Annotated in this window: 22 protein-coding genes; 13 read left to right on the forward strand and 9 right to left on the reverse strand. The window is 73.3% G+C overall.

Features of this window, described 5'->3' with window-relative positions:
* Window positions 1-19 precede the first annotated feature (19 nt).
* Window positions 20-1,111 carry a UDP-N-acetylmuramate dehydrogenase gene (locus tag ACIBTV_RS01735; RefSeq protein ID WP_396701311.1) on the forward strand — a complete coding sequence of 364 codons (1,092 nt, stop codon included), beginning with the start codon at window positions 20-22 and terminating at the stop codon, window positions 1,109-1,111.
* Between the two features lie 72 nt (window positions 1,112-1,183).
* Here ACIBTV_RS01735 and ACIBTV_RS01740 read toward each other — a convergent pair whose 3' ends face one another.
* Window positions 1,184-1,978 (reverse strand): class I SAM-dependent methyltransferase, encoded by a 795-nt coding sequence (locus ACIBTV_RS01740; protein ID WP_396701313.1) that lies wholly within the window; start codon window positions 1,976-1,978, stop codon window positions 1,184-1,186.
* Between the two features lie 40 nt (window positions 1,979-2,018).
* The gene (locus tag ACIBTV_RS01745) at window positions 2,019-2,786 is read right to left on the reverse strand and encodes an SDR family oxidoreductase (RefSeq protein WP_396701315.1); all 768 of its coding nucleotides are present in this window, start codon (window positions 2,784-2,786) and stop codon (window positions 2,019-2,021) included.
* Window positions 2,787-2,901: 115 nt separating this feature from the next.
* On the opposite strand from ACIBTV_RS01745, the gene mshA reads away from it, so the two are divergent.
* From mshA to ACIBTV_RS01760, 3 genes are all read left to right on the forward strand, one after another.
* Window positions 2,902-4,338, forward strand: coding sequence for a D-inositol-3-phosphate glycosyltransferase (gene mshA / locus ACIBTV_RS01750; RefSeq protein WP_396702028.1), 1,437 nt, complete (start codon window positions 2,902-2,904; stop codon window positions 4,336-4,338).
* A 60-nt stretch (window positions 4,339-4,398) separates the two neighbouring features.
* Complete coding sequence (locus tag ACIBTV_RS01755; protein ID WP_396701317.1) at window positions 4,399-4,911, forward strand: YbjN domain-containing protein; 513 nt, start codon at window positions 4,399-4,401, stop codon at window positions 4,909-4,911.
* A gap of 567 nt (window positions 4,912-5,478) precedes the next feature.
* Window positions 5,479-6,183 carry a hypothetical protein gene (locus tag ACIBTV_RS01760; protein ID WP_396702030.1) on the forward strand — a complete coding sequence of 235 codons (705 nt, stop codon included), beginning with the start codon at window positions 5,479-5,481 and terminating at the stop codon, window positions 6,181-6,183.
* Window positions 6,184-6,581: 398 nt separating this feature from the next.
* On the opposite strand, the gene ACIBTV_RS01765 is transcribed toward ACIBTV_RS01760, so the two are convergent.
* Together ACIBTV_RS01765 and ACIBTV_RS01770 are read right to left on the reverse strand one after the other, a co-directional pair.
* Window positions 6,582-7,844: an MFS transporter gene (locus ACIBTV_RS01765; RefSeq protein WP_396701319.1), complete on the reverse strand. Its 1,263-nt coding sequence runs from the start codon at window positions 7,842-7,844 to the stop codon at window positions 6,582-6,584.
* 24 nt (window positions 7,845-7,868) lie between these two features.
* Complete coding sequence (locus tag ACIBTV_RS01770; RefSeq protein WP_396701321.1) at window positions 7,869-9,230, reverse strand: MDR family MFS transporter; 1,362 nt, start codon at window positions 9,228-9,230, stop codon at window positions 7,869-7,871.
* A gap of 150 nt (window positions 9,231-9,380) precedes the next feature.
* On the opposite strand from ACIBTV_RS01770, the gene ACIBTV_RS01775 reads away from it, so the two are divergent.
* Entirely contained in the window at window positions 9,381-10,148 is a 768-nt protein-coding gene (locus tag ACIBTV_RS01775) for a phosphoglyceromutase (protein WP_396701323.1), read from the forward strand.
* Window positions 10,149-10,247: 99 nt separating this feature from the next.
* Here the strand turns inward: ACIBTV_RS01775 and phoU are convergent, their stop codons facing one another.
* Entirely contained in the window at window positions 10,248-10,889 is a 642-nt protein-coding gene (gene phoU, locus ACIBTV_RS01780; protein ID WP_396701326.1) for a phosphate signaling complex protein PhoU, read from the reverse strand.
* A gap of 201 nt (window positions 10,890-11,090) precedes the next feature.
* Here phoU and ACIBTV_RS01785 point away from each other — a divergent pair, with 201 nt between their 5' ends.
* Window positions 11,091-12,374 (forward strand): sensor histidine kinase, encoded by a 1,284-nt coding sequence (locus ACIBTV_RS01785; RefSeq protein WP_396701328.1) that lies wholly within the window; start codon window positions 11,091-11,093, stop codon window positions 12,372-12,374.
* A 23-nt stretch (window positions 12,375-12,397) separates the two neighbouring features.
* Window positions 12,398-13,081, forward strand: coding sequence for a response regulator (locus ACIBTV_RS01790; RefSeq protein ID WP_396701329.1), 684 nt, complete (start codon window positions 12,398-12,400; stop codon window positions 13,079-13,081).
* A gap of 84 nt (window positions 13,082-13,165) precedes the next feature.
* Here the strand turns inward: ACIBTV_RS01790 and ACIBTV_RS01795 are convergent, their stop codons facing one another.
* Window positions 13,166-13,969: a hypothetical protein gene (locus ACIBTV_RS01795; protein ID WP_396702031.1), complete on the reverse strand. Its 804-nt coding sequence runs from the start codon at window positions 13,967-13,969 to the stop codon at window positions 13,166-13,168.
* 79 nt (window positions 13,970-14,048) lie between these two features.
* On the opposite strand from ACIBTV_RS01795, the gene ACIBTV_RS01800 reads away from it, so the two are divergent.
* Both ACIBTV_RS01800 and ACIBTV_RS01805 read left to right on the forward strand, forming a co-directional pair.
* Window positions 14,049-14,993: a Ppx/GppA phosphatase family protein gene (locus ACIBTV_RS01800; protein WP_396701331.1), complete on the forward strand. Its 945-nt coding sequence runs from the start codon at window positions 14,049-14,051 to the stop codon at window positions 14,991-14,993.
* Between the two features lie 76 nt (window positions 14,994-15,069).
* Window positions 15,070-15,876, forward strand: coding sequence for a sugar phosphate isomerase/epimerase family protein (locus tag ACIBTV_RS01805; RefSeq protein WP_396701333.1), 807 nt, complete (start codon window positions 15,070-15,072; stop codon window positions 15,874-15,876).
* Between the two features lie 33 nt (window positions 15,877-15,909).
* Here the strand turns inward: ACIBTV_RS01805 and ACIBTV_RS01810 are convergent, their stop codons facing one another.
* The 3 genes from ACIBTV_RS01810 to ACIBTV_RS01820 are packed head-to-tail and all read right to left on the reverse strand — an operon-like array spanning window position 15,910 to window position 17,951.
* Window positions 15,910-16,494 carry a CGNR zinc finger domain-containing protein gene (locus tag ACIBTV_RS01810; protein ID WP_396701335.1) on the reverse strand — a complete coding sequence of 195 codons (585 nt, stop codon included), beginning with the start codon at window positions 16,492-16,494 and terminating at the stop codon, window positions 15,910-15,912.
* 19 nt (window positions 16,495-16,513) lie between these two features.
* Window positions 16,514-17,680 carry a glutathionylspermidine synthase family protein gene (locus ACIBTV_RS01815; RefSeq protein ID WP_396701337.1) on the reverse strand — a complete coding sequence of 389 codons (1,167 nt, stop codon included), beginning with the start codon at window positions 17,678-17,680 and terminating at the stop codon, window positions 16,514-16,516.
* A gap of 1 nt (window position 17,681) precedes the next feature.
* Entirely contained in the window at window positions 17,682-17,951 is a 270-nt protein-coding gene (locus ACIBTV_RS01820; protein WP_396701339.1) for a hypothetical protein, read from the reverse strand.
* Window positions 17,952-18,058: 107 nt separating this feature from the next.
* On the opposite strand from ACIBTV_RS01820, the gene ACIBTV_RS01825 reads away from it, so the two are divergent.
* The 4 genes from ACIBTV_RS01825 (at window position 18,059) to ACIBTV_RS01840 (ending at window position 21,811) form a co-directional block, all read left to right on the forward strand.
* Window positions 18,059-18,979 (forward strand): proline dehydrogenase family protein, encoded by a 921-nt coding sequence (locus ACIBTV_RS01825; protein ID WP_396701341.1) that lies wholly within the window; start codon window positions 18,059-18,061, stop codon window positions 18,977-18,979.
* A 100-nt stretch (window positions 18,980-19,079) separates the two neighbouring features.
* Window positions 19,080-19,880 carry an alpha/beta fold hydrolase gene (locus ACIBTV_RS01830; RefSeq protein WP_396701343.1) on the forward strand — a complete coding sequence of 267 codons (801 nt, stop codon included), beginning with the start codon at window positions 19,080-19,082 and terminating at the stop codon, window positions 19,878-19,880.
* The gene (locus tag ACIBTV_RS01835) at window positions 19,873-20,448 is read left to right on the forward strand and encodes a WHG domain-containing protein (RefSeq protein ID WP_396701344.1); all 576 of its coding nucleotides are present in this window, start codon (window positions 19,873-19,875) and stop codon (window positions 20,446-20,448) included. The genes ACIBTV_RS01830 and ACIBTV_RS01835 overlap by 8 nt, the downstream gene beginning before the upstream one ends.
* A 76-nt stretch (window positions 20,449-20,524) precedes the next feature.
* The gene (locus ACIBTV_RS01840; RefSeq protein ID WP_396701346.1) at window positions 20,525-21,811 is read left to right on the forward strand and encodes a hypothetical protein; all 1,287 of its coding nucleotides are present in this window, start codon (window positions 20,525-20,527) and stop codon (window positions 21,809-21,811) included.
* The last annotated feature ends 108 nt before the right edge of the window (window positions 21,812-21,919 follow it).

Raw genomic sequence — 21,919 nt, forward strand, 5'->3', positions numbered from 1 at the left:
TCAGCCTAGGGTGAAAGGTGTGTCAGACGTCTACGCCCAGCCGACAACCGGAGCCCGCCGATCCGACGTGAGTGCCCTGGCCAGCTACACCACTCTGCGCATGGGCGGGCCCGCCGGCCGGATCGTGTCCGCGACCAGCGCCGACGAGATCGTGCGCGCGGTGCGCGACGCCGGCGCCCGGGGGGATGCCGTCCTCGTCCTGGCCGGCGGCAGCAACGTGGTGATCGGTGACGACGGCTTCCCCGGCACCGTGGTGCTCGTCCGGTCGCGTGGCCTGCGGGTGGTCGCCGAGGACGCCGACACCGTGACCGTACGGGTCGAGGCCGGCGAGCCGTGGGACGACCTCGTCGCCGCCACCGTCGCCAACGGCTGGTCCGGCTTGGAGTGCCTCTCCGGCATCCCCGGCTCCACCGGCGCCACCCCCATCCAGAACGTCGGCGCGTACGGCCAGGAGGTCGCCGAGACCATCACCGGCGTCGAGGCGTACGACCGGGTCGAGGAGACCACCAGCCGGATCGCCGCCGCCGACTGCGGCTTCGCGTACCGGGGCAGCATCTTCAAGTACAGCGACCGCTGGGTGGTGCTGTCGGTCGACTTCCGCCTCTCCAGGTCCCCGCTCTCCGGGCCGGTGCGCTACGCCGAACTCGCCCGTGCCCTGGGCGTCGAGGTGGGGAATCGGGTGCCGCTCGCCGACGCCCGGGCGGCCGTACGCACACTGCGCGCCGGCAAGGGCATGGTGCTCGACCCGACCGACCCCGACACGCGCTCGGTCGGCTCGTTCTTCACGAACCCGGTGCTCGACCGGGCGGCGTACGACCTGCTGCGTGACCGCGCCGCCGACCTGGGGGAGCCGCCGTCCTGGCCGGGCGCCGGCGACATGGTGAAGGTCAGCGCCGCGTGGCTGATCGACAAGGCCGGCTACGGCAAGGGCTACGCGGGGCCGGGCGGGGCCGCCATCTCCCGCAAGCACACGCTGGCGCTGACCAACCGCAGCGGTCAGGCGAGCACGGCCGATCTGGTCGCCCTGGCCCGGGAGATCCGCGACGGCGTCAAGACCCGCTTCGGCGTCACCCTTCACCCCGAACCCGTCCTCATCAACACCACCATCTGACGCACCCACCCACCCACCTGCCCCGGGGCGGCTCGACAGGGGCGCGGGGTCGCCGCGGAGGGTGGGTGGGTGTCAGCGGGGTTGGACTGCGGGCCAGGGGATGGTCAGTTCGCCGTGGCGCCAGCGGGTGGGGCGGTCGAGGATCGGCCAGCCGGCGTCCTTGACGGACTGGACGGCGCGCAGCCAGCGCTGCCGGGGGCCGAACGGGGCATAGCCGGCCGCGGCCAGCCAGGCGTCGTCGAGGGCGCGGATCAGGTCGTGCACCCGCTCGCCGGGAACGTTGCGATGGATCAGCGCCTTGGGTAGCCGCTCCGCCAGCTCGGCCGGGCTCTCCAGGGTGGCGAGCCGGGCAGCCAGGGTCAGCGTGCGCGGCCCGTCGGCGTCGATCAGCAGCCAGCCGCCCAACCGGCCCAGTTCGTCGCAGGTGCCCTCGACCAGCACCCCGCCGGGGGCCAGGGCGGCGGTCATCGTCCGCCAGGCGGCGGGGACCTCGCTCTCGTCGTACTGGCGCAGCACGTTGAACGCCCGCACCAGCACCGGGCGCAGGCCGGCCAGCTCGAACCCGCCCCGGGCGAAGGTGAGCCCCGGCGGGTCGGCGGCGGGCGCCGCGGCGGCCACCCGCGCCGGGTCGATCTCCAGCCCGACCAGCCGTACGTCGGCGCGCACTCCGGTGGCCAGCCGGGCGCGCAACTCCACGGCGGTCACCGGCGTCGCCCCGTAGCCGAGGTCGACCACGAGCGGGTCGGGTGCGCCGCGCAGCAGGTCGCCGCAGGTGGCCACGATCCAGTTGTCCACCCGGCGCAGCCGGTTGGGGTTGGTGGTGCCCCGGGTGACCACCCCGTACGGCCGCCGCGTCGCCCCTGCCACGTCGGGCCGCCTCAGCGCCGGACCCGCCCGCGGTCCCGCCTCACTGCCCGACCCGGTGCACCTTGTGCTGCGCCGCCTGCGCCAGCGGGCGCACCACCAGCCGGTCCACGTTGACGTGGTGCGGGCGCGTGGCGCACCAGGCGATGCAGTCGGCCACGTCGTCGGCGACCAGTGGCTCGGGCACGCCGGCGTAGACCGCCTCGGCCCGCTCGGCGTCGCCGTCGAACCGGACCAGGCTGAACTCGTCGGTCTTCACCATCCCCGGGTCGATCTCGATGACCCGCACCGGTCGCCCGGACAGCTCCAGCCGCAGAGTGCCGGCGATCGCGGTCTGCGCGTGCTTGGCGGCCGTGTAGCCGCCGCCGCCCTCGTACACGGTGAAACCGGCGGTCGAGGAGACGATCACGATGGTCCCGGCGCCGGACGCCTCCAGCGCCGGCAGCAGGGCCTGGGTGACCCGGAGGGTGCCGAGCACGTTCACGTCGTACATCCACTGCCAGTCGCCCACGGACCCGGACTCCACCGGGTCCAGGCCGCGCGCGCCGCCGGCGTTGTTGACCAGCAGCGTCACCGGCCCGGGCGCGGCCGCGGCGGCCTCGGCCAGCGCCGCGACCGACGCGTCGGAGGTGACGTCGCAGGCCACCGCCGTGGCGTGGCCACCGTCGGCCGTGATCTCCGCGACCAGGTCGGCCAACCGGTCGGTACGCCGGGCCGCGGCGAGCACGTGGAAGCCCTCGGCGGCGAGTCGGCGGGCGGTGGCGGCACCGATCCCGCTGGAGGCTCCGGTGACGATGGCGACAGAGGTCATCCGGTCATTGTCACCCGGGCGCGGGCCGGTGCCCCGGCCGGGCGTGGGGACGTCCGGATGAGGTCCGTCACGCCCGCCCCCCGCCCGCACGCATTACCGAAGCCCGATGGGGAAGATGAGATCCGGCGCACTGTTGCGCGTACGCCGGTCGTGCGAGACGGCATCCACCGTGACAAGAGGAGCGGACGTGGCGGAACTGCACACCGGCGTCGGTCGTCAGCGGGGTGCCCTGCCGTGGCCCCGGCCCCGGCGGATCGCCACCCTGTCGGTGCACACGTCACCGCTGCACCAGCCGGGCACCGGTGACGCCGGTGGCATGAACGTGTACATCCTGGAGGTCGCCCGGCGGCTGGCCGAGGCGAACGTCGAGGTGGAAATCTTCACCCGGGCCACCTCCGGCGACCTGCCGCCGGTGGTGGAGATGGCGCCCGGCGTGCAGGTCCGGCACATCACCTCCGGGCCGTTGGAGGGGCTGACCAAGGAGGAGCTGCCCGGCCAGTTGTGCGCCTTCACGGCCGGGGTGCTCCGTGCCGAGGCGGCCCGCCCACCGGGCCACTACGACCTCATCCACTCCCACTACTGGCTCTCCGGCCAGGTCGGCTGGCTGGCCAAGGAGCGGTGGGGGGTGCCGCTGGTACACACCGCGCACACCCTCGCCAAGGTGAAGAACGCGCAGCTCGCGGTCGGTGACCGGCCGGAACCCAAGGCGCGGGTCATCGGCGAGGAGCAGGTGGTGGCGGAGGCCGACCGGCTGGTGGCCAACACCCGGGTGGAGGCCCGGGACCTGATCGAGCGGTACGACGCCGACCCGGCCCGGGTTTCGGTCGTCCAGCCCGGTGTCGACCTCGACCGGTTCCGCCCGGCCCCGGGGGACCGGGCCGAGGCGGCCGTCGCCGCCCGTCGCAGGCTGGGCCTGCCGACCGACGGCTACGTGGTGGCGTTCGTCGGCCGGATCCAGCCGTTGAAGGCGCCCGACGTGCTGGTACGCGCGGTCGCCGCGCTGCGCGAGCGCGATCCGCGGCTGGCCGACCAGGTGACCGTGGTGATCTGCGGCGGTCCGAGCGGCAGCGGGCTGGACCGGCCGACCGCCCTGATCGAGCTGACCGGCTCTCTCGGGGTCGCCGATCGGGTGCGCTTCCTGCCGCCGCGTACCGGTGCCGACCTGCCGGACCTCTACCGGGCCGCCGACCTGGTCGCGGTGCCGTCGCACAACGAGTCGTTCGGTCTGGTCGCCCTGGAGGCCCAGGCGTGCGGCACGCCGGTCGTCGCGGCCGCCGTGGGCGGTCTGGTGACCGCCGTACGCGACCAGGTGAGCGGCCTGCTCATCGACGGGCACGACCCGGTCGACTGGGCCCGGGCGCTCGGCGGGCTGCTGCCGGACGCGCCGCGGCGCGCCGCGCTGGCGCGGGGGGCCGAGCGGCACGCGCGCGGCTTCTCCTGGGCCCGTACCGTCTCCGGTCTCCTCACCGTGTACGGCGAGGAGATGGCCGCGCGCCGGGAACGGCTCGCGGCCGAGCTGGCCGGTGACCCCGCCCTCTCCTGCTCCTGGTGACCCGGCGACCGGGCCGGCGGCACCCGGTGGTCGGGCCGGGTCGACCGTAGAGTGGGTCCGGTGAGCGGGAAGAGCGATCTTGTGGCCCTCATCGAGTCGGTCTGTGCCGAGCGGGAGCTGGCCTGTGAGCGGACCGGTCCGGAGTCGTACGCGGTCACGCTGCCCGGCACGCACAAGCTGAAGACGATCTGCAACCTGATCGTGGGCGAGCACGCGCTGCGGGTCGAAGCGTTCGTGATGCGCCAGCCGGACGAGCGGCGCGAGGAGCTGTGGGCCTGGCTGCTTCAGCGCAACGCCCGGATGTACGGGGTGTCCTTCTCCATCGACGCGGTCGGCGACGTCTACCTCACGGGTCGGGTCAACCCCGCCGGGGTGGACGCGGAGGAGCTGGACCGGTTGCTGGGCGCGGTGCTGACGTACGCCGACGAGTCCTTCGACACGATGCTGGAGATCGGCTTCGGCAGTTCCATCCGCCGGGAGTGGGAGTGGCGGGTCAAGCGTGGGGAGTCGACGGCCAACCTCGCCGCCTTCGCGCACCTCTTCGAGCCTTCCGGAGGTTCGGAACCCTCCTGACGGGTATGCCGCACCGCGCGGTGCGGCACGATCTGGGGACCCGCCGCGCGCCGAGGACGGACTGTCGAGGAGCGTGAGCGTCCCATGGCTCAGCGGAACAGCTCAGGTCGCGGCGGGACTGCGACCACCACCAGGCGGCAGGGGAGCAACAGGACCCCGAACACCCCGATGATCTCGGAGTCGGAGATCGGCCGGATGCGGGTGGATGACATCCGCGGGCAACTGCGTAAGCGTGGTGTCTCCGGCATCTCCGCGTTGCGTAAGCCGGATCTGGTGAAGGAACTGGTGCGGACGTTGCGGGCGGAGGGCCGTGGGGGCGGCGCGGCCCGGCGGGCCACCGGCCCGAGTGGCCGGGCGACGGGCACCCGGGCGGCGGCGGGCCGGGCGGCCGCCACGAAGAAGGCGGTGAGCGGCCGGGCGAAGGCCGCGCCGAGCCGCGCCAAGGCGGTCCCGGCGAACAAGGCCGCCCCGGCCAAGCGCGCCGCCGTGAAGAAGGCGGCGGCCAAGAAGACGGCGGCGGCCAAGAAGACGGCGGCGGCCAAGAAGGCGGCGCCGGCGAAGCGGTCGGTGGCGGCGAAGAAGGCGCCCGCGAAGAAGGCGCCGGCGAAGAAGACGGCGGCGAAGCGGTCGGTGGCCGCGAAGAAGGCGCCCGCCACGAAGCGTGCCACCACGGCCCGGACGACGACGGCCGCGAAGAAGGCACCGACCACGAAGCGCGCTACCGCGGCCCGGAAGACGGCGGCGGCGAAGAAGGCGCCCGCGCGCAAGACCACGGCCGCGCAGAAGACGACGGCCGCGAAGAAGGCGCCCGCCCGGAAGGCCCCGGCCCGCGGGGCCGCCGCGACGAAGGCCGCACCGAGAGCCACGGCGGGTGGCGGTGCGGCGGCGTCGACCGGCGGCGCGATGCGGACCGGTCCCGGTACGTCCCGGTCGGCGCTCTCGTCGCAGGTCATCTCCTCACTGATGGACCAGCCGGAACGTCCCGGCCGCAGCCTGGTGACGAGCAACCACGAGGTGATCCAGCGCTGGGCGCGGGAACGCGGTGCGAAGCCGGCGACCATCGCGGGCACCGAGCGGGAAGGCCGCGTCGGCGTGCTGACGTTCAACATCCCCGGCTATCGGGAGAGCAGTCGGATCCGGGAGATCACCTGGGACGACTGGTTCCACACGTTCGACCTGCGACGGCTGAACCTGATCTATCAGGAGCAGCTGCGCGACGGCCGACAGAGCAATTTCTTCCGGACCGAGTCGCCCGATCGGGAGGACGGCTGAGCGTTTGGGGGAATGCCTAGTGGGTATCCGCTGTTGGCTTACACCGAGGCCTCAAGCAGCGACAACTCGGCGGCTGTGACCATGGAGACAGCCGGTGCGGGTTGAATCCAGAATCTGGGCGAACTAACTTTATTGCACCGCGCCACGCTTGGAAACGTTCGGGGGAGCGGCGGATCGATCAGATCCGTGCACCGGGCGAGGCGCGAGGGGACGGGTGGATCAAGCCGTTGGGGGACGGTGCCACCTGTTTGGACCGGCGGCGCGAGCGGGCGACGCTTACGGGGGTGAGTGTCGCCCGCCGCCGCCGGCCCCGCCATTCGCGAACGCTCACCACCGCCGACTCCGATCGTGCCGGGTGAGCGTTCTGCGTATCCCCGTACCTTCTGGGCGGTTTCCGGTCAGTGGACCCCGACCTGGTCGGCCGGCCGGGGCGGCGTGGCGCGGCGGAGGGCCGCCACGCGACGCTCCCGGGGCGGCCCGGCGAGCAGGTGACCCGCGGCGGCCAACAGCCCGAGCCCGCCCACGATGAGCCAGTGCGCCGACCCCAGGTACTGCAGGCTCACCCCGCCGAGCGTCGGGGCGACGAACGAGGCGGCCGGGAAGGTCAGGTAGAAGACCGACTGGTAGCGGGCCCGTAGCTCGGGCGGGGCCAGGTCCGCGTTGATTTGCGCGTTGGGCGGGGCGGCGAGCATCGAGCCGACCGTCCAGACCGCCGCGGCGGCCAGGTAGACCCCCAGCCCGTCGGCGACGCTGAGCGCGCCGAAGCCGATCGCCATGAGGCCGGTGGAGACGGCGAGCACGCGAGCCTTGCGGTGCCGATCGATCAGCCGGGGCACGAACAGTTGACCCACCACGATCAGCGCGCCGCCGAGCGCCACCACCAGCCCGTACGCCGACGGTCCCAGGCCGTCCGCGCGCATGGCGAGCGGCATGATCGTCGAGGTCTGCATCGTCAGCACGGCGAGCACGAACGTCAGCGCGACGAAGGTCAGGAAGGTCCGGTCGGTGAGGGCGGTGAGCAGCCCGGGCCGCCGACGCCCGTCGGTTGCCGGGGCCGGCCGGGGCGCCCCTCGGCGCAGCGTCTCCGGCACCTTCGCGGCGATGACCAGGGCGGTGACCAGGGTGGCGCCCGCGTCGACCAGGAACAACGCCAGGAAGCTCGCCTCGGCCAGGACGCCGGCCAGCAACGACGCGACGGCCATGCCGAGGTTGAACGCCCAGAACTGGAGGTTGAACGCGCGGGAGCGGCGTGACTCGGGGACCAGGTCCACGATCGCCGCCACGAACGCCGGGCTGGGCATCGAGTGCACCACCCCGACCAGCGCGGACAGCACGGCGATGACCGCCAGGTGCTCGCTCAGCGCGAGCGCGACCATCAGGCCCACGGTCGCCAGGTGCGCCGCGAGCAGGGTGGACCGTCGGCCCCACCGGTCGGCCAGCACCCCGCCGAGCAGCACGCCCACCGCGCCACCCGCCCCGTACGCGCCGACCACGGCTCCGGCGAGCGCCTCGCTCGCCCCCCGCGCGGTGGTGAGGTAGAGCGAGAGGAACAGCATCGCGAACGCGCCGGCCCGGTTGATCAGGATGCCGGCCCAGAGGTACCAGAAGGTGGCGGGCAGCCCTCCCGCGGTGTCGTGCCACCAGCGTCGCAGGACGTGCACCCGCCCCCCAGACTGTTCGGGTTCCTAACGGTTAGCGGTGCCGACCGTATCGGACGCCGAACCGGTGGCCGCGAGCGGCGCGGCCGGTGCGGTGGCCGCGGCCTCGGTGGCCTCCGGCGCGGGCGGCTGCACGGCGACCACCGGGACGACCGGCTGCGGGGCGTGGCGCAGGGTGGCGGCGCGGCGTTCGCGGGCCGGCCCGGAGATCAGGTGAGCCACGGCCATGACCCCACCGATGGCCGCGCAGGCCGCCCAGAGCGTCGTGTTGCCCAGGTGCTCCCGGACCAGCCCGCCGAGGATCGGGGCCCCGGCACCGGCGACCTGCCAGGAGAGCCCGAACACGCCCTGGTAGCGGCCCCGCAGGTCGGCGGGGGAGAGTTCGGCGATGAGGGTGGCGTTGGAGGGCGAGTTGAGCATCTCGCCGAGCGTCCAGATGAGCACCGTCAGGCCGTAGAACCAGGCCGCGTCGGCGAACGCGGTGAGCCCGAAGCCGACGCCCATCACCAGGGAGGCCAGGGCGAGCACGTGCGACCGGCTCCGGCCCCGGATCAGCCGGGGGACGAAGAGTTGGCCCACCACGATCAGGATGCCGTTGAGCGCGATCACCGAGCCGTAGGTGGCGGGGGAGAGGCCGGAGTCACCCATCGCGATCGGCAGCATCGAGATGTGCTGGAGGAAGACCAGCGCGCTGAACAGGTTGAGCGCCACGAAGCCCAGGAAGACCCGGTCGGCGAGGATGGTGCGCAGCGCGCCGGTCGGGGCGGGCGTGCCCGCGACCCGCGGGCCGGCGCTCGTCCCCCGCCGGGTCTCACCGACCCGGGTGACGATGACCATGGCGGTGATCAGCGTGGTGGCCGCGTCGACCACGAAGAGCAGCAGGTAACCGGCCTGCGCGGCGACGCCGGCCAGCACGGCGGCGCAGGCGAAGCCGAGGTTGATGGCCCAGTAGTTCAGCGAGAAGGCACGCAGGCGGTCCTTCTCCGGCACCACGTCGATGATCATGGCGCCGAAGGCCGGCTGCGCGGCCTCGGCGAACATGCCGAGCAGCATGGCGCCCAGGGCCACCGCCCAGAGCGGCCGGGCCAGCCCGAGTGCCAGCATCATGGTCGCCGCGCCGAGGTGCGCGGTGAGCAGCGTGGGCCGTCGGCCCCAGCGGTCGGTGAGGGTGCCGCCGATGGTGGTGCCCGCCGCGCCGCCGACGCCCCAGAGACCGATCACCAGGCCCGCCTGTGACGCCGAGAAGTCACGTTCCTGGGTGAGGTAGATCGCGAGGAAGACCAGGACGAACGAGCCGAGTCGGTTGATCAGGGTGCCGGCCCAGAGGTACCAGAACCGCCGTGGCAGCCCGCCTGCCGTTTCCCGTAACCAGCCCTGCACTGTCCGCATCCGGCGCCCCCGCGTTGGTAATGACTGATCTATCGCAAACGCCTTACAAACTAGTGGCGTCCACCGAGCCCGGTCACCGGCTTTTCCACGTGGTGGTCGTCACGGCCGGTCCCTGCGTGTCCCGGCACGGCGTACGGCAGGATGATCCGCATGACTGCTAGCGAAGGGCCCACCGTCGGGACGCTGGTCCTGCTGCGGCACGGCGAGAGCGACTGGAACGCCAAGAACCTCTTCACCGGCTGGGTCGACGTCGACCTGACCGCGAAGGGGGAGGGCGAGGCGCGGCGCGGCGGCGAGCTGCTCCGCGAGCACAACCTGCTGCCGGACGTGGTGCACACCAGCGTGCTGCGCCGGGCGATCCGCACCGCCGAGCTGGCGCTGAGCGCCGCCGACCGGCACTGGATCGCCGTGCGCCGGTCGTGGCGGCTCAACGAGCGCCACTACGGCGCCCTGCAGGGCAAGAACAAGAAGCAGACCCTCGACGAGTACGGCGAGGAGCAGTTCATGCTCTGGCGCCGCTCGTACGACACGCCGCCGCCGCCGATCGACGACAACGACGAGTGGTCGCAGGTGGGCGACCCGCGGTACGCGCTGCTGCCGACCGAGCTGATGCCGCGCACCGAGTGCCTCAAGGACGTCGTCGAGCGGATGCTGCCGTACTGGTACGACTCGATCGTCCCGGACATCCTGGCCGGCCGTACGGTGCTGGTGGCGGCGCACGGCAACTCGCTGCGCGCGCTGGTCAAGCACCTCGACCAGATCTCCGACGAGGCGATCGCGAAGCTGAACATCCCGACCGGGATCCCGCTGCGCTACGACCTCGACCCGCAGCTGCGCCCGCTCACCCTGGGCGGCACCTACCTCGACCCGACGGCCGCCAAGGAGGCCGCCGCCGCGGTCGCCAACCAGGGCCGCTGAGCCTGAGCCACCGCCGTAGGACGCGCCGAGGCCCCCGGTCGCCCGGGGGCCTCGGCGTGTGTCCGGTTCAGTTCGACGGGAACGCGGTCTCGCCGATGATCAGGCGGTCTCGCCGGTGATCAGGTAGACCACCTGCTCGCCGGCGTTCACGGCGTGGTCGGCGAAGCGCTCGTAGAAGCGGCCCAGCAGGGTGGCGTCGATCGCCGTCTCCACCCCGTACGGCCAGTCGTCGCCGAGCAGGACGCTGAACAGGTTCTTGTGCAGGTCGTCCATGGCGTCGTCGTCCCGGTCGAGCTCGGCGGCGAGGTCGGCGTCGGGCTTGGCGAGCACCGAGCCGATCTTCTCGGCCATCCGGTCGGCGATCCCCGCCATGTCGGTGAAGATCGTCCGGAGCTCGGCGGGCACGGCCGGCGAGGGGTGCCGGCGCAGAGCGGTCTTGGCCACGTGCTCGGCCAGGTCACCCATCCGCTCAAGGTCGGCGGCCACGTGCAGGGCGGTGATCATGGCCCGCAGGTCGGAGGCGACCGGCGCCTGCCGGGCCAGCAGGTCGCAGACCCGCTCCTCGACGTGCCGGTAGAGGTCGTCGATCTCGGCATCCCGTTCGACCACCGTCTCGGCGGCCTGCCGGTCGGCGGTCAGCAGGGCCTTGGTGGCCTGGCGCATGGCGGACCGGATTGCCTCGGCCATGTCCACCAGCAGTTGGCTGACGATGTGCAGGTCGGCCCGGAACTCGTCGCGCATTTTCACGTCCTGTTGTCGGTCGCCGCCCCAACCGGGCCGGCGCGGGGTTGAGCGGTGCGGGTTTCACGGTAGGGGGCACCGGCGGACCCGACGTGAACCCTGGTGAACGACGCCGGACGCACGGGTGAACATTGCTGGAAGCGAGCCTGCTTCGCCCCTTATGGGTGGGAGCCAGGTTAACAATGACCCTACGATCGCCAGGTGGAGTGGGCAGTGGCGGTCGCGGTGGCCGTGGCGCTGGCGACCGGGTTGGTCGCCGGGTTCCTGCTGCCCCGGATCATGTCGGCGACGGGCCGCCGTGCCGCGCCGACCGGGAGCGGGAGCTCCCTCTCGAGCTGGGGGAGGCCCGCGATAGCCGACGATCCGCAGATCGGGCTCGGGCGCCGCACGATCGACTCACTGCGGGCCGGCGTGGTGGTGCTGGACCCGGACGACGTGCCCGTGCTGGTCAATCCCGCGGCCCGGGCGATGGGCCTGTTGCGCACCGGTGCCAGTCCCGGCTCGATCGCCGCCCACCCCCTGATCCGTACGCTGGCCGGGCAGGTCCGGCGCACGGGCATCCGCCGCGAGATCGAGCTCGACCTCCCGCGGGGCCGCGACAACGCGGGTGACAACCCGCTCGGCGTGCACCTGCGGGCGATGGGGGTCGGTGCCGGCTACATCGCCGTGGAAGCGGCCGACGTGACCGAGTCACACCGACTTGCCCGGGTTCGGCGCGACTTCGTGGCCAACGTCAGCCACGAGCTCAAGACCCCGATCGGTGCCCTGCAACTGCTCGCCGAGGCGCTGCTGGACGCCACCGAGCCGGCGAGTGACGCCGCGCCGGACCTCTCCGAGGACATGATCGCTGCCCGCCGGTTCGCCGAGCGGATCCAGCACGAGTCGACCCGACTCGGCCGGTTGGTGCAGGAGCTGCTCGAACTGACCCGGCTGCAGGGCGCCGAGCCGCAGCCGGCACCCGAGCCGGTCTCGGTGGACTGGGTGATCGCGGAGGTCGTGGACCGCACCCGTACGACCGCCTCCGCCCGGGGAATCGAGGTCTCGGTCACGGGTGAGCGCAACCTCACCGTCTACGGCAGCGACAGTCAGATCGCCACGGCGGTCTCGAACCTGGTCGAGAACGCCATCAACTACTCGGGCGAGGAGACCACGGTCACCATCGCCACCAAGGTCGGCGAGGAGACCGTGGAGATCGCCGTCACCGACCAGGGCATCGGCATCGCGCCGACGGACGTCGACCGGATCTTCGAGCGGTTCTACCGGGCCGACCAGGCCCGTTCCCGCGCCACGGGGGGCACCGGCCTCGGGTTGGCCATCGTCAAACACATCGCGAGCAACCATGGCGGACGGGTCGAGGTGTCGAGCACTCTTGGTGGTGGATCGACGTTCACCCTCCGGCTGCCCTCCCGTCCCCCGGACGACCTCCTGGCGACACTGCCGCCGGTTGGGATCGAGCCCGGTCCGGCCGAGCTTCGGCAGGTCTGACAGAAATGGAAAGGAAATCCCCGTTGAGCCGCGTTCTGGTGGTCGAGGACGAGGAGTCGTTCTCCGACGCGCTGTCGTACATGCTCCGTAAGGAGGGCTTCGAGGTCTCGGTCGCCGCGACGGGTCCCTCGGCTCTCACCGAGTTCGACCGGACCGGCGCCGACATCGTGCTGCTCGACCTGATGCTGCCCGAGATGTCGGGCACCGAGGTGTGCCGGCAGCTCCGGCAGCGCTCGCACGTGCCGATCATCATGGTCACGGCGCGGGACAGTGAGATCGACAAGGTGGTCGGCCTGGAGATCGGGGCCGACGACTACGTGACGAAGCCGTACTCGCCGCGGGAGCTGGTGGCCCGGATCCGGGCGGTGCTGCGCCGGCAGAGCCCCGAGGTCGCCGAGTCGGGCGCGCCAACCCTGGCCGCCGGCCCGGTCCGCATGGACATCGAGCGCCACGTGGTGACCGTCGACGGGGCCACCGTGCAGCTGCCGCTGAAGGAGTTCGAGCTGCTGGAGCTGCTCCTGCGCAACGCCGGCCGGGTCCTCACCCGGGGTCAGCTCATCGACCGGGTCTGGGGCGCGGACTACGTCGGCGACACGAAGACCCTGGACGTCCACGTCAAGCGACTGCGCTCCAAGATCGAACCGGAGCCGTCCGCGCCGCGGTACATCGTGACCGTGCGGGGCCTCGGCTACAAGTTCGAGCCCTGATCGAGCCGGCCACGGCGGGGCGGCGGCGCCCCGTCGTGGCCGTCGCCACCTGAGCGACCGGGACCGCCCCGGCTTCGGGTGCGGTCAGTGCGCGTCGGGGTCGGCCGGGTGGGGCGCGACGAGACCCTGCTTCGTGCGGGCCGCGCAGAGCTCGGCCAGCTTGGCGTACGCGGGGGCGCCGATCAGCGCGGTCAGCTCCGGGCCGTAGGAGACGTACATCGGCTCGGTGCCGACGTGCGCGTCGGTCGAGGAGGTGCACCACCAGTCGAGGTCGTGCCCGCCCGCGCCCCAGCCGCGCCGGTCGAACTCGGACAGCGTGGACACCAGCACCTTCGTGTTGTCCGGTCGCTTGACCCACTCCTGGTCCCGGCGGATCGGCAGCTGCCAGCACACGTCCGGCTTGTACTCCAGGGGATGCACCCCGTCGCGCAGCGCCTGGGCGTGCAAGGCGCAGCCGCCGCCACCGGGGAAGTCGGCGTCGTTGAGGAAGACGCACGGCCCGTCCACGCCCTGGGTGGCGGTGCGGCGGGCCGGGTTCTTGCCGTCGATCGTGTCGTTGTCGGTCCAGTTCTTGAACCCCCGGCGGTAGTGCTGCCAGGTCTCCGGGGTGAGCCGCTTGGCCGCGGCGCGGACCCGCTTCTCGTCGTCGGAGTCGGTGAAGAAGGCACCGTGCGAGCAGCAGCCGTCCGCCGCCCGACCGGCGATGATGCCGTGGCAGCCGCGGCCGAAGATGCAGGTCCAGCGGGAGAGCAGCCAGGTCAGGTCGGCCCGGACGAGGTGGCTCTCGTCCGCCGGGTCGGCGAACTCGATCCACTCCCGCGGGAAGTCCAGGGGCACCTCGCGGCTGCGCGGGTCACCGGGGTCGTCCACCAGTACGCGGAGCTCCATCGTCACCCGGCCCAGCGTACGCGCGACCGACCGCGCGGGCCGCCGAGCCGCGCAAACAGTGTGGCCATAGGGTCGAGGGATGCGACTGGGTGTCCTCGACGTCGGCTCCAACACGGTGCACCTCCTGGTGGTGGACGCGCACCACGGTGCCCACCCCTGGCCGGCGCACTCGGAGAAGGTGGTGCTGCGGCTGGCCGAGCAGATCGGCCCGGACGGGGCGATCACCGAAGTCGGGGCCGACGGGCTGGTCCGGGCGGTCAGCATGGCCAAGGCGGCCGCCGCCGGCCTGGAGACCGACGACCTGATCGCGTTCGCCACCTCCGCCGTGCGCGACGCCACCAACGCGGCAGCGGTGCTGACCCGCGTCCGGGAGGAGACCGGCGTACGCCTGGAGGTGCTCCCCGGCGCGGACGAGGCGCGGATGACGTTCCTCGCGGTGCGCCGGTGGTTCGGCTGGTCGGCGGGGCGCCTGCTGGTGCTGGACATCGGCGGTGGCTCGCTGGAGATCGCCGCCGGGATCGACGAGGACCCGGGGGTGGCGATCTCGTTGCCGCTCGGGGCGGGGCGGCTGACCCGCGAGCGGTTGACGGCGGAGCCGGGGGGACTCACCCCGCCGTCCGGGCGGGCCGTCGAGGAGCTGCGGGAGTACGTGGACGGCGTGCTCGACCCGGTGGTCAAGGAGATGACCGACGTGGGGTGGGAGCGGGCGGTCGCCACCTCGAAGACGTTCCGCACCCTGGCCCGGCTGGCCGGGGCCGCACCCTCCGGTGCCGGGCTCTGGGCCCGGCGACGTCTGAGCCGCACCGGGCTGCGTCAGGTGATCGGTTTCATCCGGCACATCCCGCCGGCGCAGCTGCACGAGCTGGAGGGGGTCAGCGCCGGCCGGGCCCACCAGCTGCTGGCCGGCGCGATCGTGGCGGAGGCGGTGATGCGCCGGCTGGACGTGGACGCGCTGGACATCTGCCCCTGGGCGCTGCGCGAGGGCGTCATCCTGCGCCGGCTTGATCAACTCGGCCCGGTCTGAGGGGGACCGGCCGGTTGCGGTCGCTTTGCGACTTCTCGTCACGATGTCCGGGCGGGACCGGGCTACCCTGGCTGGTGTGACTTCCCGCGTCCCGGTGCTCCTCTCCAGCTCGTCGGTCTTCCCCGAGCGGACCGCGGCGGCGTTCCAGCTGGCCGCGGCGCTGGGCTATGACGGCGTCGAGGTGATGGTCTGGACCGACGCGGTCAGCCAGGACGCCGGGGCGTTGCGCGGTCTCGCCGAGCACTACGGGGTGCCGGTGCTCTCCGTGCACGCGCCCTGCCTGCTGGTGACCCAACGGGTGTGGAGCCCTGACCCGTGGGAGCGGCTGCGCCGCTCGGCCGAGCTGGCCGAGACCCTGGAGGCCCCCACGGTGGTCGTGCATCCGCCCTTCACCTGGCAGCGCGACTACGCGCGCAACTTCGGCGACGGTCTCGCCACGATCGCGGAGCAGTTCCCGGGCCTCCGCCTCGCCGTGGAGAACATGTACCCGGTGCGGATGGCCGGCCGGCAGTTCGTGCCGTACGTCCCGACCTGGGACCCGACCGAGACCGGCTACCCGGCCTACACGCTCGACCTGTCGCACTGCGCCGCGTCGCACAGCGACTCCATGGAGATGGCCGACCGGATGGGCGACGCGCTGGCGCACGTGCACCTGGGCGACGGCACGGGCGAGGGGCGCGACGAGCACCTGGTGCCGGGCCGGGGCACGCAGCCCTGCGCGGAGCTGCTGCGGTCGCTCGCCGGGCGGGGCTTCACCGGGTCGGTGGCGGTGGAGGTGTCGACCCGGGGCGCCCGCAGCCGCGCGGTGCGCGAGGACGACCTGCGCGCCGCGCTCGACTTCGCCCGCCAGCACCTGAGCACGCCGTCCCCGATCGACGCCTGAGCGGCGCGGGCCGGGCGGCCCGCGCCGCCGCCGTCAGCTGACCGGGCTGAGCGACTCGGCGGCCGCCGTCTGCGCGCCGACGGCCACCTGCTCGCCGACCGCGGCCCGCTTGCGAGCCCGGTGGGCGGCGACGTGCGACCGGGTGGCGCAGCGCTCCGAGCAGAAGCGCCGGCAGTTGTTGGACGAGGTGTCCAGGTAGACGTTGCGGCACCGGTCGTCGGCGCACACCCCGAACCGGGCGCTGCCGTATTCGCAGAGCCAGACGGACAGGCCCCAGATCGCGCCGGCGAGGTATTCCGCGCTCACCGACGCGCCCCGGCTGGTCACGTGCATGTGCCAGTCGCTGGAGTCGTGACCCGAGATGCGCGGCTGCACCGGGTAGGCCTCCAGCAGGATGTTCAGCTCGGCCACCGCCTGCGCGTCCCGCCCCGACGTGCCGTATTCGAACACGTCGCGCAGGCGCTTCTGCGCCCGCCGGAAGATTGTCAGATCCCGTTCCGCCACCTCGTCGCGCATCCACGCGCTGGTGTCGGGGAAGAGGGCACGCAGGTCGTCGAGGTCGTCCAGACGGGCGTTGACGAGGTCAACGCCGGTCCGGGCGTACGCGTCGAAGTTCACCCTGCCAACGGTAGACGACTCAGGCGGGGCGCGGCGCGTCGATGTAGTGCGGCAGAAACCGCGCGTAACCGTCGGTGATGAGACTGGCGCTCTCCCGCACCCCGGCCCCGGCCGACTCGCCGGCCACGATCCAGCTGCCCAGGACCGTCCGGTTGCCGGCGAAATCGGGCAGCGGGCGGAACTCCTGGTAGCACCAGCCCTCGTCGCCGTAGATACCCGGGTTGGTGATCTCCTCGGCGGGAGTGACGATCCGCACTGAGCCGCCCTCCCGGCCCAGCAGCGGCTTGGCGACGTACTCGGTCATGCCGCGCGGCGAGTCGAGGTACGCGGGCAGCAGGAACTCGTGGCCCGGGTAGAGCTCCCAGAGCACGGCGAGCAGCGCCTTGTTGGACAACAACAGCTTCCACGCCGGCTCGATCCAGGTGGTCGGGGTGCCGGGGGCCAGGGCCAGCGGCCCGTACGGCTCGGCGAGCATCCACTCCCAGGGGTAGAGCTTGAAGCAGGTGGTGACCGGCCGGTCGGCGGCGTCCCGGAAGCGCCGGCCGTCCCAGCCGATCTCCTGGATCGGCAGCAGCTCCACCGCGAGCCCGGCCTGGCGGGCGGTCTCGGCCAGGTAACCCGCCGTCATGTGGTCCTCGCCGGACTCCTCCTCGTTCGACCAGACGACGTGCACCCGCGGCTCGTGCAGCCCGGCGCCGACCGTCGCCCAGGCGGCGACCAACCGCTCGTGCAGGCTGTTCCACTGGTCCAGCTCGGGCCGGGTGTGCTCCAGCCAGTACCACTGCACGATCGCCGCCTCGACCAGCGCGGTCGGGGTGTCGGCGTTGTACTCCAGCAGCTTGGGCGGCCAGCTGCCGTCGTACCACAGGTCGAAGCGGCCGTAGAGGGTCGGCGGCGCCTCCCGCAGCGAGCGGGCGACCGCCTCGGCGGCCCAGGCGGGGATGCCGAACTCGGCGTACCGGCCCCGGGTCACGACGTGCTCGGCGGCGGCCACCGACATCCGGTGCAGCTCCTCCGTCGCCTCCTCCAGCCGCAGCACCTCGTCCAGGTCGAAGGCGTACGCCGCCGTCTCGTCCCAGTACGACATGATGCCGCCGTCGGGCAGCTCGGTGTCGACGTAGACCAGGCCCTGCGACCGGATCGTCGCGTCCCAGTCCCGGCGGGGCGTGGTGGACTCGCGGCGCACCTCAGCCGCCGCAGGAGGCGAGGTGGGTGCCGAAGCCGCCACGGTCGGGCACGGCCGCCGCGACCGGCTCCGGGGCGGTCCGCGTGGCGGCCGGCACGGCGACGCGCGTGGCGTGCGCGACGGTGTCGCCGCCGCCCTCGGGGCCGAGCGCGCAGTCGTCATCGTCGTCGTCGGAGGTGAGGTTGCAGCCGGAGAGGGCGAGCGCCAGGACGGTGAGGGTGCCCAGCTGGACGGAGGCCGACCGCAGCCGGCGGCGGGGGTGTCGTTCCACGGCATCGTTGTAACCCATCCATGCCAGATCCGCGTGCCCGGACCGGGCCCCGGACGAGGCCGCCCGCCCCTCGGCGGGGGTCCGCGCACGGGCGTTACGCTCGGCTCATGCTCCGTTCCGTCATCCTCGCCGCCGCCCGGTCATCCCAGGTCGAGCGGCTCGTCGCGACGGCCCCGTTCACCCGGGACGTCGTCCGCCGGTTCGTGGCCGGCGCCAAGACCGACGACGCGCTGCGCGCGACCCGCGCACTCGCCGCCGACGGTCTCGCGGTCACCCTCGATCACCTCGGCGAGGACACCGTCACCCCCGAGCAGGCCAACGCAACCCGCGACGAGTACCTGAAGCTGCTGCGGCTGCTCGCCGGGGCGGGCCTCACCCCGGCCGCCGAGGTCAGCGTGAAACTGTCCGCGCTCGGGCAGATGTTCGACGAGCAGTTGGCGTACGACAACGCTCGGGCGATCTGCGCGGCGGCCGACGCGGCGGGCACCACGGTCACCCTGGACATGGAGGACCACACCACCACCGACTCGACGCTGGACATCCTGGCGAAGCTGCGCAAGGACTACCCGTCGACCGGGGCGGTGCTCCAGGCGTACCTGCGCCGCACCGAGTCGGACTGCCGCGAGTTGGCCACGGCGGGGTCCCGGGTGCGGCTCTGCAAGGGCGCCTACAAGGAGCCGGAGTCGGTGGCCTACCAGTCGGCCCGCGAGGTCGACAAGTCCTACGTCCGGTGCCTGAACATCCTGATGTCCGGTGACGGCTACCCGATGCTCGCCACGCACGACCCGCGCCTGATCGCGATCGGCGAGGACCGGGCCCGCTGGTTCGACCGGGGGCCGGACCGGTTCGAGTTCCAGATGCTGTTCGGTATCCGCCCCGAGGAGCAGGCGCGCCTGGTCGGCGAGGGCTACACCGTCCGCACGTACGTCCCGTACGGCGACGAGTGGTACGGCTACCTCATGCGCCGGCTCGCGGAGCGCCCGGCCAACCTGGCCTTCTTCGGCCGGGCCCTGATCTCGAAGAAGTAGTCGACGGCGACGCCCGAACGGGCCGGTGGGACGTGCTCCCCCCGGCCCGTTCGTCGTACCCGGCTTGACGCTGTTGGCTAAGTGGATTAGCTTTTACGTTATGACAGTTAGCTACGTTGCTCGCGACGGTGGTCGGATCGCCTACGAGGTGCACGGCGCGGGCCCGCTGGTGGTCCTCGCACACGGCATGGGGGAGAACCGGGGGTCCTACCGGCACCTGGTGCCGTTGCTGGTCCAGGCGGGCCACCGGGTGGCCGCGGTCGACGTCCGGGGGCACGGCGACTCCAGCGTCGACTGGCCGTCGTACGCCCCGGTGGAGGTCGCCGCCGACCTGCTGGCGGTGGTCCGCGACCTGGGCGGCGGCCCGGCGGTGCTGGTCGGCAACTCGTCGGCCGCGGCGGCGGTCGTCTTCGCGGCGGCCGACGCGCCCGAGCTGGTCGCCGGCGTCGTGCAGACCGGCGGGTTCGTCAACCAACCGAAACTCAACCCGTTCATGCGGGTCGCCGTGGCCGCGGTGATGCGCAGCCCACGGCTGTTCGGGATGTTCCACAAGACCCTGTTCCCGGTGACCCGGCCGGCGGACGACGCGGCGTTCCGCCGGGCGATGGTCGCCAAGCTGAAGGAGCCCGGCCGGATGGCGGCCCTGCGTGGGGTCATCGAGCCGGTCGAGCCGCACTGGACGACCCGGGCGCGCGAGGTCCGCCAGCCGGTCCTGGTGCTGATGGGCACGAGGGACCCCGACTTCCCCGACCCCGGCGCCGAGGCCCGGGCCGCCCGACGGCTCTTCACGACCGCCGAGGCGCGGATGATCGACGACTCCGGGCACTACCCGCACGCGGACCAGCCGGACCGCATGGCGGAGCAGCTGACCGCGTTCGTGGCGGTGAGCCGCGGTGCCTAGGGTCGGCCTCAACCAGCAGACCGTGGTGCGCGAGGCGGCCCGGCTGGCCGACGAGGTCGGCTATCCGCAGCTCACCCTCGCCGCGCTGGCGGCCCGGCTCGGCGTCGCGCTGCCCAGCCTCTACAAGCACGTCCGGGGCGCCGACGCGCTCGCCCAGAAGCTCTCCGCGCTGGTCACCGCCGAGCTGGCCACCGAGCTGACCACGGCCGCCGCCGGGCGGGCCGGCGTCGACGCGCTGCGCGCGACGGCCGCCGCCTACCGGTCGTACGCGCGGCGGCACCCCGGGCGCTATCCGGCCACTCAACAGGTGCCGGATCCGAGTGACCCCGAGCACGTCGCCGCGGGCGAGCGGGCGGTCGGTGCGGTCTACGCGGTGCTGCGCGGCTACGGGCTCACCGGGGACGACGCGGTGGACGCGGCCCGCGCGCTGCGCAGCGCGTTGCACGGGTTCGTCGCCCTGGAGTCGGCCGGCGGCTTCGGCCTGCCCCGCGAGGTCGACCGCTCGTACGACCAGTTGGTCGACGCGTTGGACATCGCCTTCGCCGCGTGGCCCCGGCGCGCCGGGTGACCGGACCCGGTCCCGCCGGTGGCCGAACGGTGGTGTCGACCTCGCCCGACCGGACCCGGGGTCGTACCCTTCGCCGGTGACTGACGGTCTGGACCAGCCGCGAGCCCGCCGCCTATGGCCACTGTGGACGGCGCTCACCGTGGTCGTGCTGGTGCTGACCTGCGGACTGCCCGCACTGCTGGTGGCCGGCGTGGCCCGGGAACGCGGCGACCGGGCGGTGCTCACCCGGATCGGCGCGGCGGCCGACGACCCGGCGAGCCGGGCGGGGCGGCAACTCGCCGACCGGATCACGGCCGAGCTGGACCGGCAGTCCGACGCGCTGCTCGCCGGTGACCGTGCCGGCTTCCTCGCGATCGCCGAGCCGGTCGCGCACGCCGACCTGCGACGTCGGTTCGCGGCGCTGCGGGCGCTGAAGGTCACCTCCTGGCGGGCCGAGGTGACCGGGCTGCCCGCCCCGGTCGGCGACCGTCCGGGCGAGTGGCGGCTCGTGGTCCGGTTCCACTACTGCTTCGTGGTGCCCGGCTGCCGGACCAGCAGCGTGCTCGCCGGCACCCGCTGGCGGGAGGCCGGCGGCCGGGCCCGGCTGCTCGCCGTCGAGGAGTCCCGGTCGGCCGAGACCGGCACCCGACCGTGGGAGATCAGCGACCTGGTGGCCGCCACCGGTGAGCGGACCCTCGTGGCCACCACCCCCGCGCTGCGCGGGCGGCTGCCCGGCCTGCTCGCCGAGGCCGAGGCGGCGGCCGCGGTCGCCGACCGGTTCGCGGTGGGCGGTGACCGGCCGGACCGGTACCGGATCTTCTTCGCCGGCCGATCCGAGTGGAAGCGCTGGTACGGCGGCGGACGACCGGCCTGGACCGGCGGTTACGCGGTCACCGTCGGCGGCGGTCACCACGAGGTGGTGCTCAACGCGGACGGTCTGAGCCCCGGCGGTGTGGACGAGCTGCTCCGACACGAGCTGACCCACGCCGCGTCGCTGCCCGACCGGGGCTACCCGGGTGGCGGCACCTGGTGGCTGGTGGAGGGCCTCGCCGAGTACGCCGGCGCGGACGGCCAGTCGCTCGACCGCTACCCGGGGCTGGCTGAGGTGCGGCGGCTGGTCCGGGGCGGCTGGAACGGCCGGCTGGACAGCGCCACCCCCGCCGACGACGCGTCCGCCGAGCGGGTGGCGGGCAGCTACGGCCTCGGCTACCTGGCCGTCCGGCACCTCGTCGACCGGTTCGGCGAGCGGCGGGTGCTCGCCTTCTTCAAGGCCGTCGTGCACGACCGCACGCCGGTCGACCGGGCCGCTGAGCAGGTCCTCGGCGAACCCTGGGCCGGGCTGCACGACGACTGTGTCGCGTACGTCCGCGCCCTGGTGTCCTGACCCCGCGCCCGTCCCATGATCCACCGCTGTCCGGTCGCCCGGACGTACCTGCGACACTGGTCCCCGCTCCCAGCGCGGAGCCCCGGTCCGTGTCCGGACGCGGCCCGG

The organism is Micromonospora sp. NPDC049366 (assembly GCF_044466625.1).
Classification (GTDB): domain Bacteria; phylum Actinomycetota; class Actinomycetes; order Mycobacteriales; family Micromonosporaceae; genus Micromonospora.

Bases quoted from the DNA above. Each gene is read 5' to 3' on its own strand.
- ACIBTV_RS01800 (WP_396701331.1), top strand. From the start codon at position 14,049: ATGCGACTGGGTGTCCTCGACGTCGGCTCCAACACGGTGCACCTCCTG.
- ACIBTV_RS01775 (WP_396701323.1), top strand. From the start codon at position 9,381: ATGACTGCTAGCGAAGGGCCCACCGTCGGGACGCTGGTCCTGCTGCGG.
- ACIBTV_RS01825 (WP_396701341.1), top strand. From the start codon at position 18,059: ATGCTCCGTTCCGTCATCCTCGCCGCCGCCCGGTCATCCCAGGTCGAG.
- phoU (WP_396701326.1), bottom strand. From the start codon at position 10,889: ATGCGCGACGAGTTCCGGGCCGACCTGCACATCGTCAGCCAACTGCTG.
- ACIBTV_RS01745 (WP_396701315.1), bottom strand. From the start codon at position 2,786: ATGACCTCTGTCGCCATCGTCACCGGAGCCTCCAGCGGGATCGGTGCC.
- mshA (WP_396702028.1), top strand. From the start codon at position 2,902: ATGAGATCCGGCGCACTGTTGCGCGTACGCCGGTCGTGCGAGACGGCA.
- ACIBTV_RS01770 (WP_396701321.1), bottom strand. From the start codon at position 9,230: ATGCGGACAGTGCAGGGCTGGTTACGGGAAACGGCAGGCGGGCTGCCA.
- ACIBTV_RS01795 (WP_396702031.1), bottom strand. From the start codon at position 13,969: ATGGAGCTCCGCGTACTGGTGGACGACCCCGGTGACCCGCGCAGCCGC.
- ACIBTV_RS01830 (WP_396701343.1), top strand. From the start codon at position 19,080: ATGACAGTTAGCTACGTTGCTCGCGACGGTGGTCGGATCGCCTACGAG.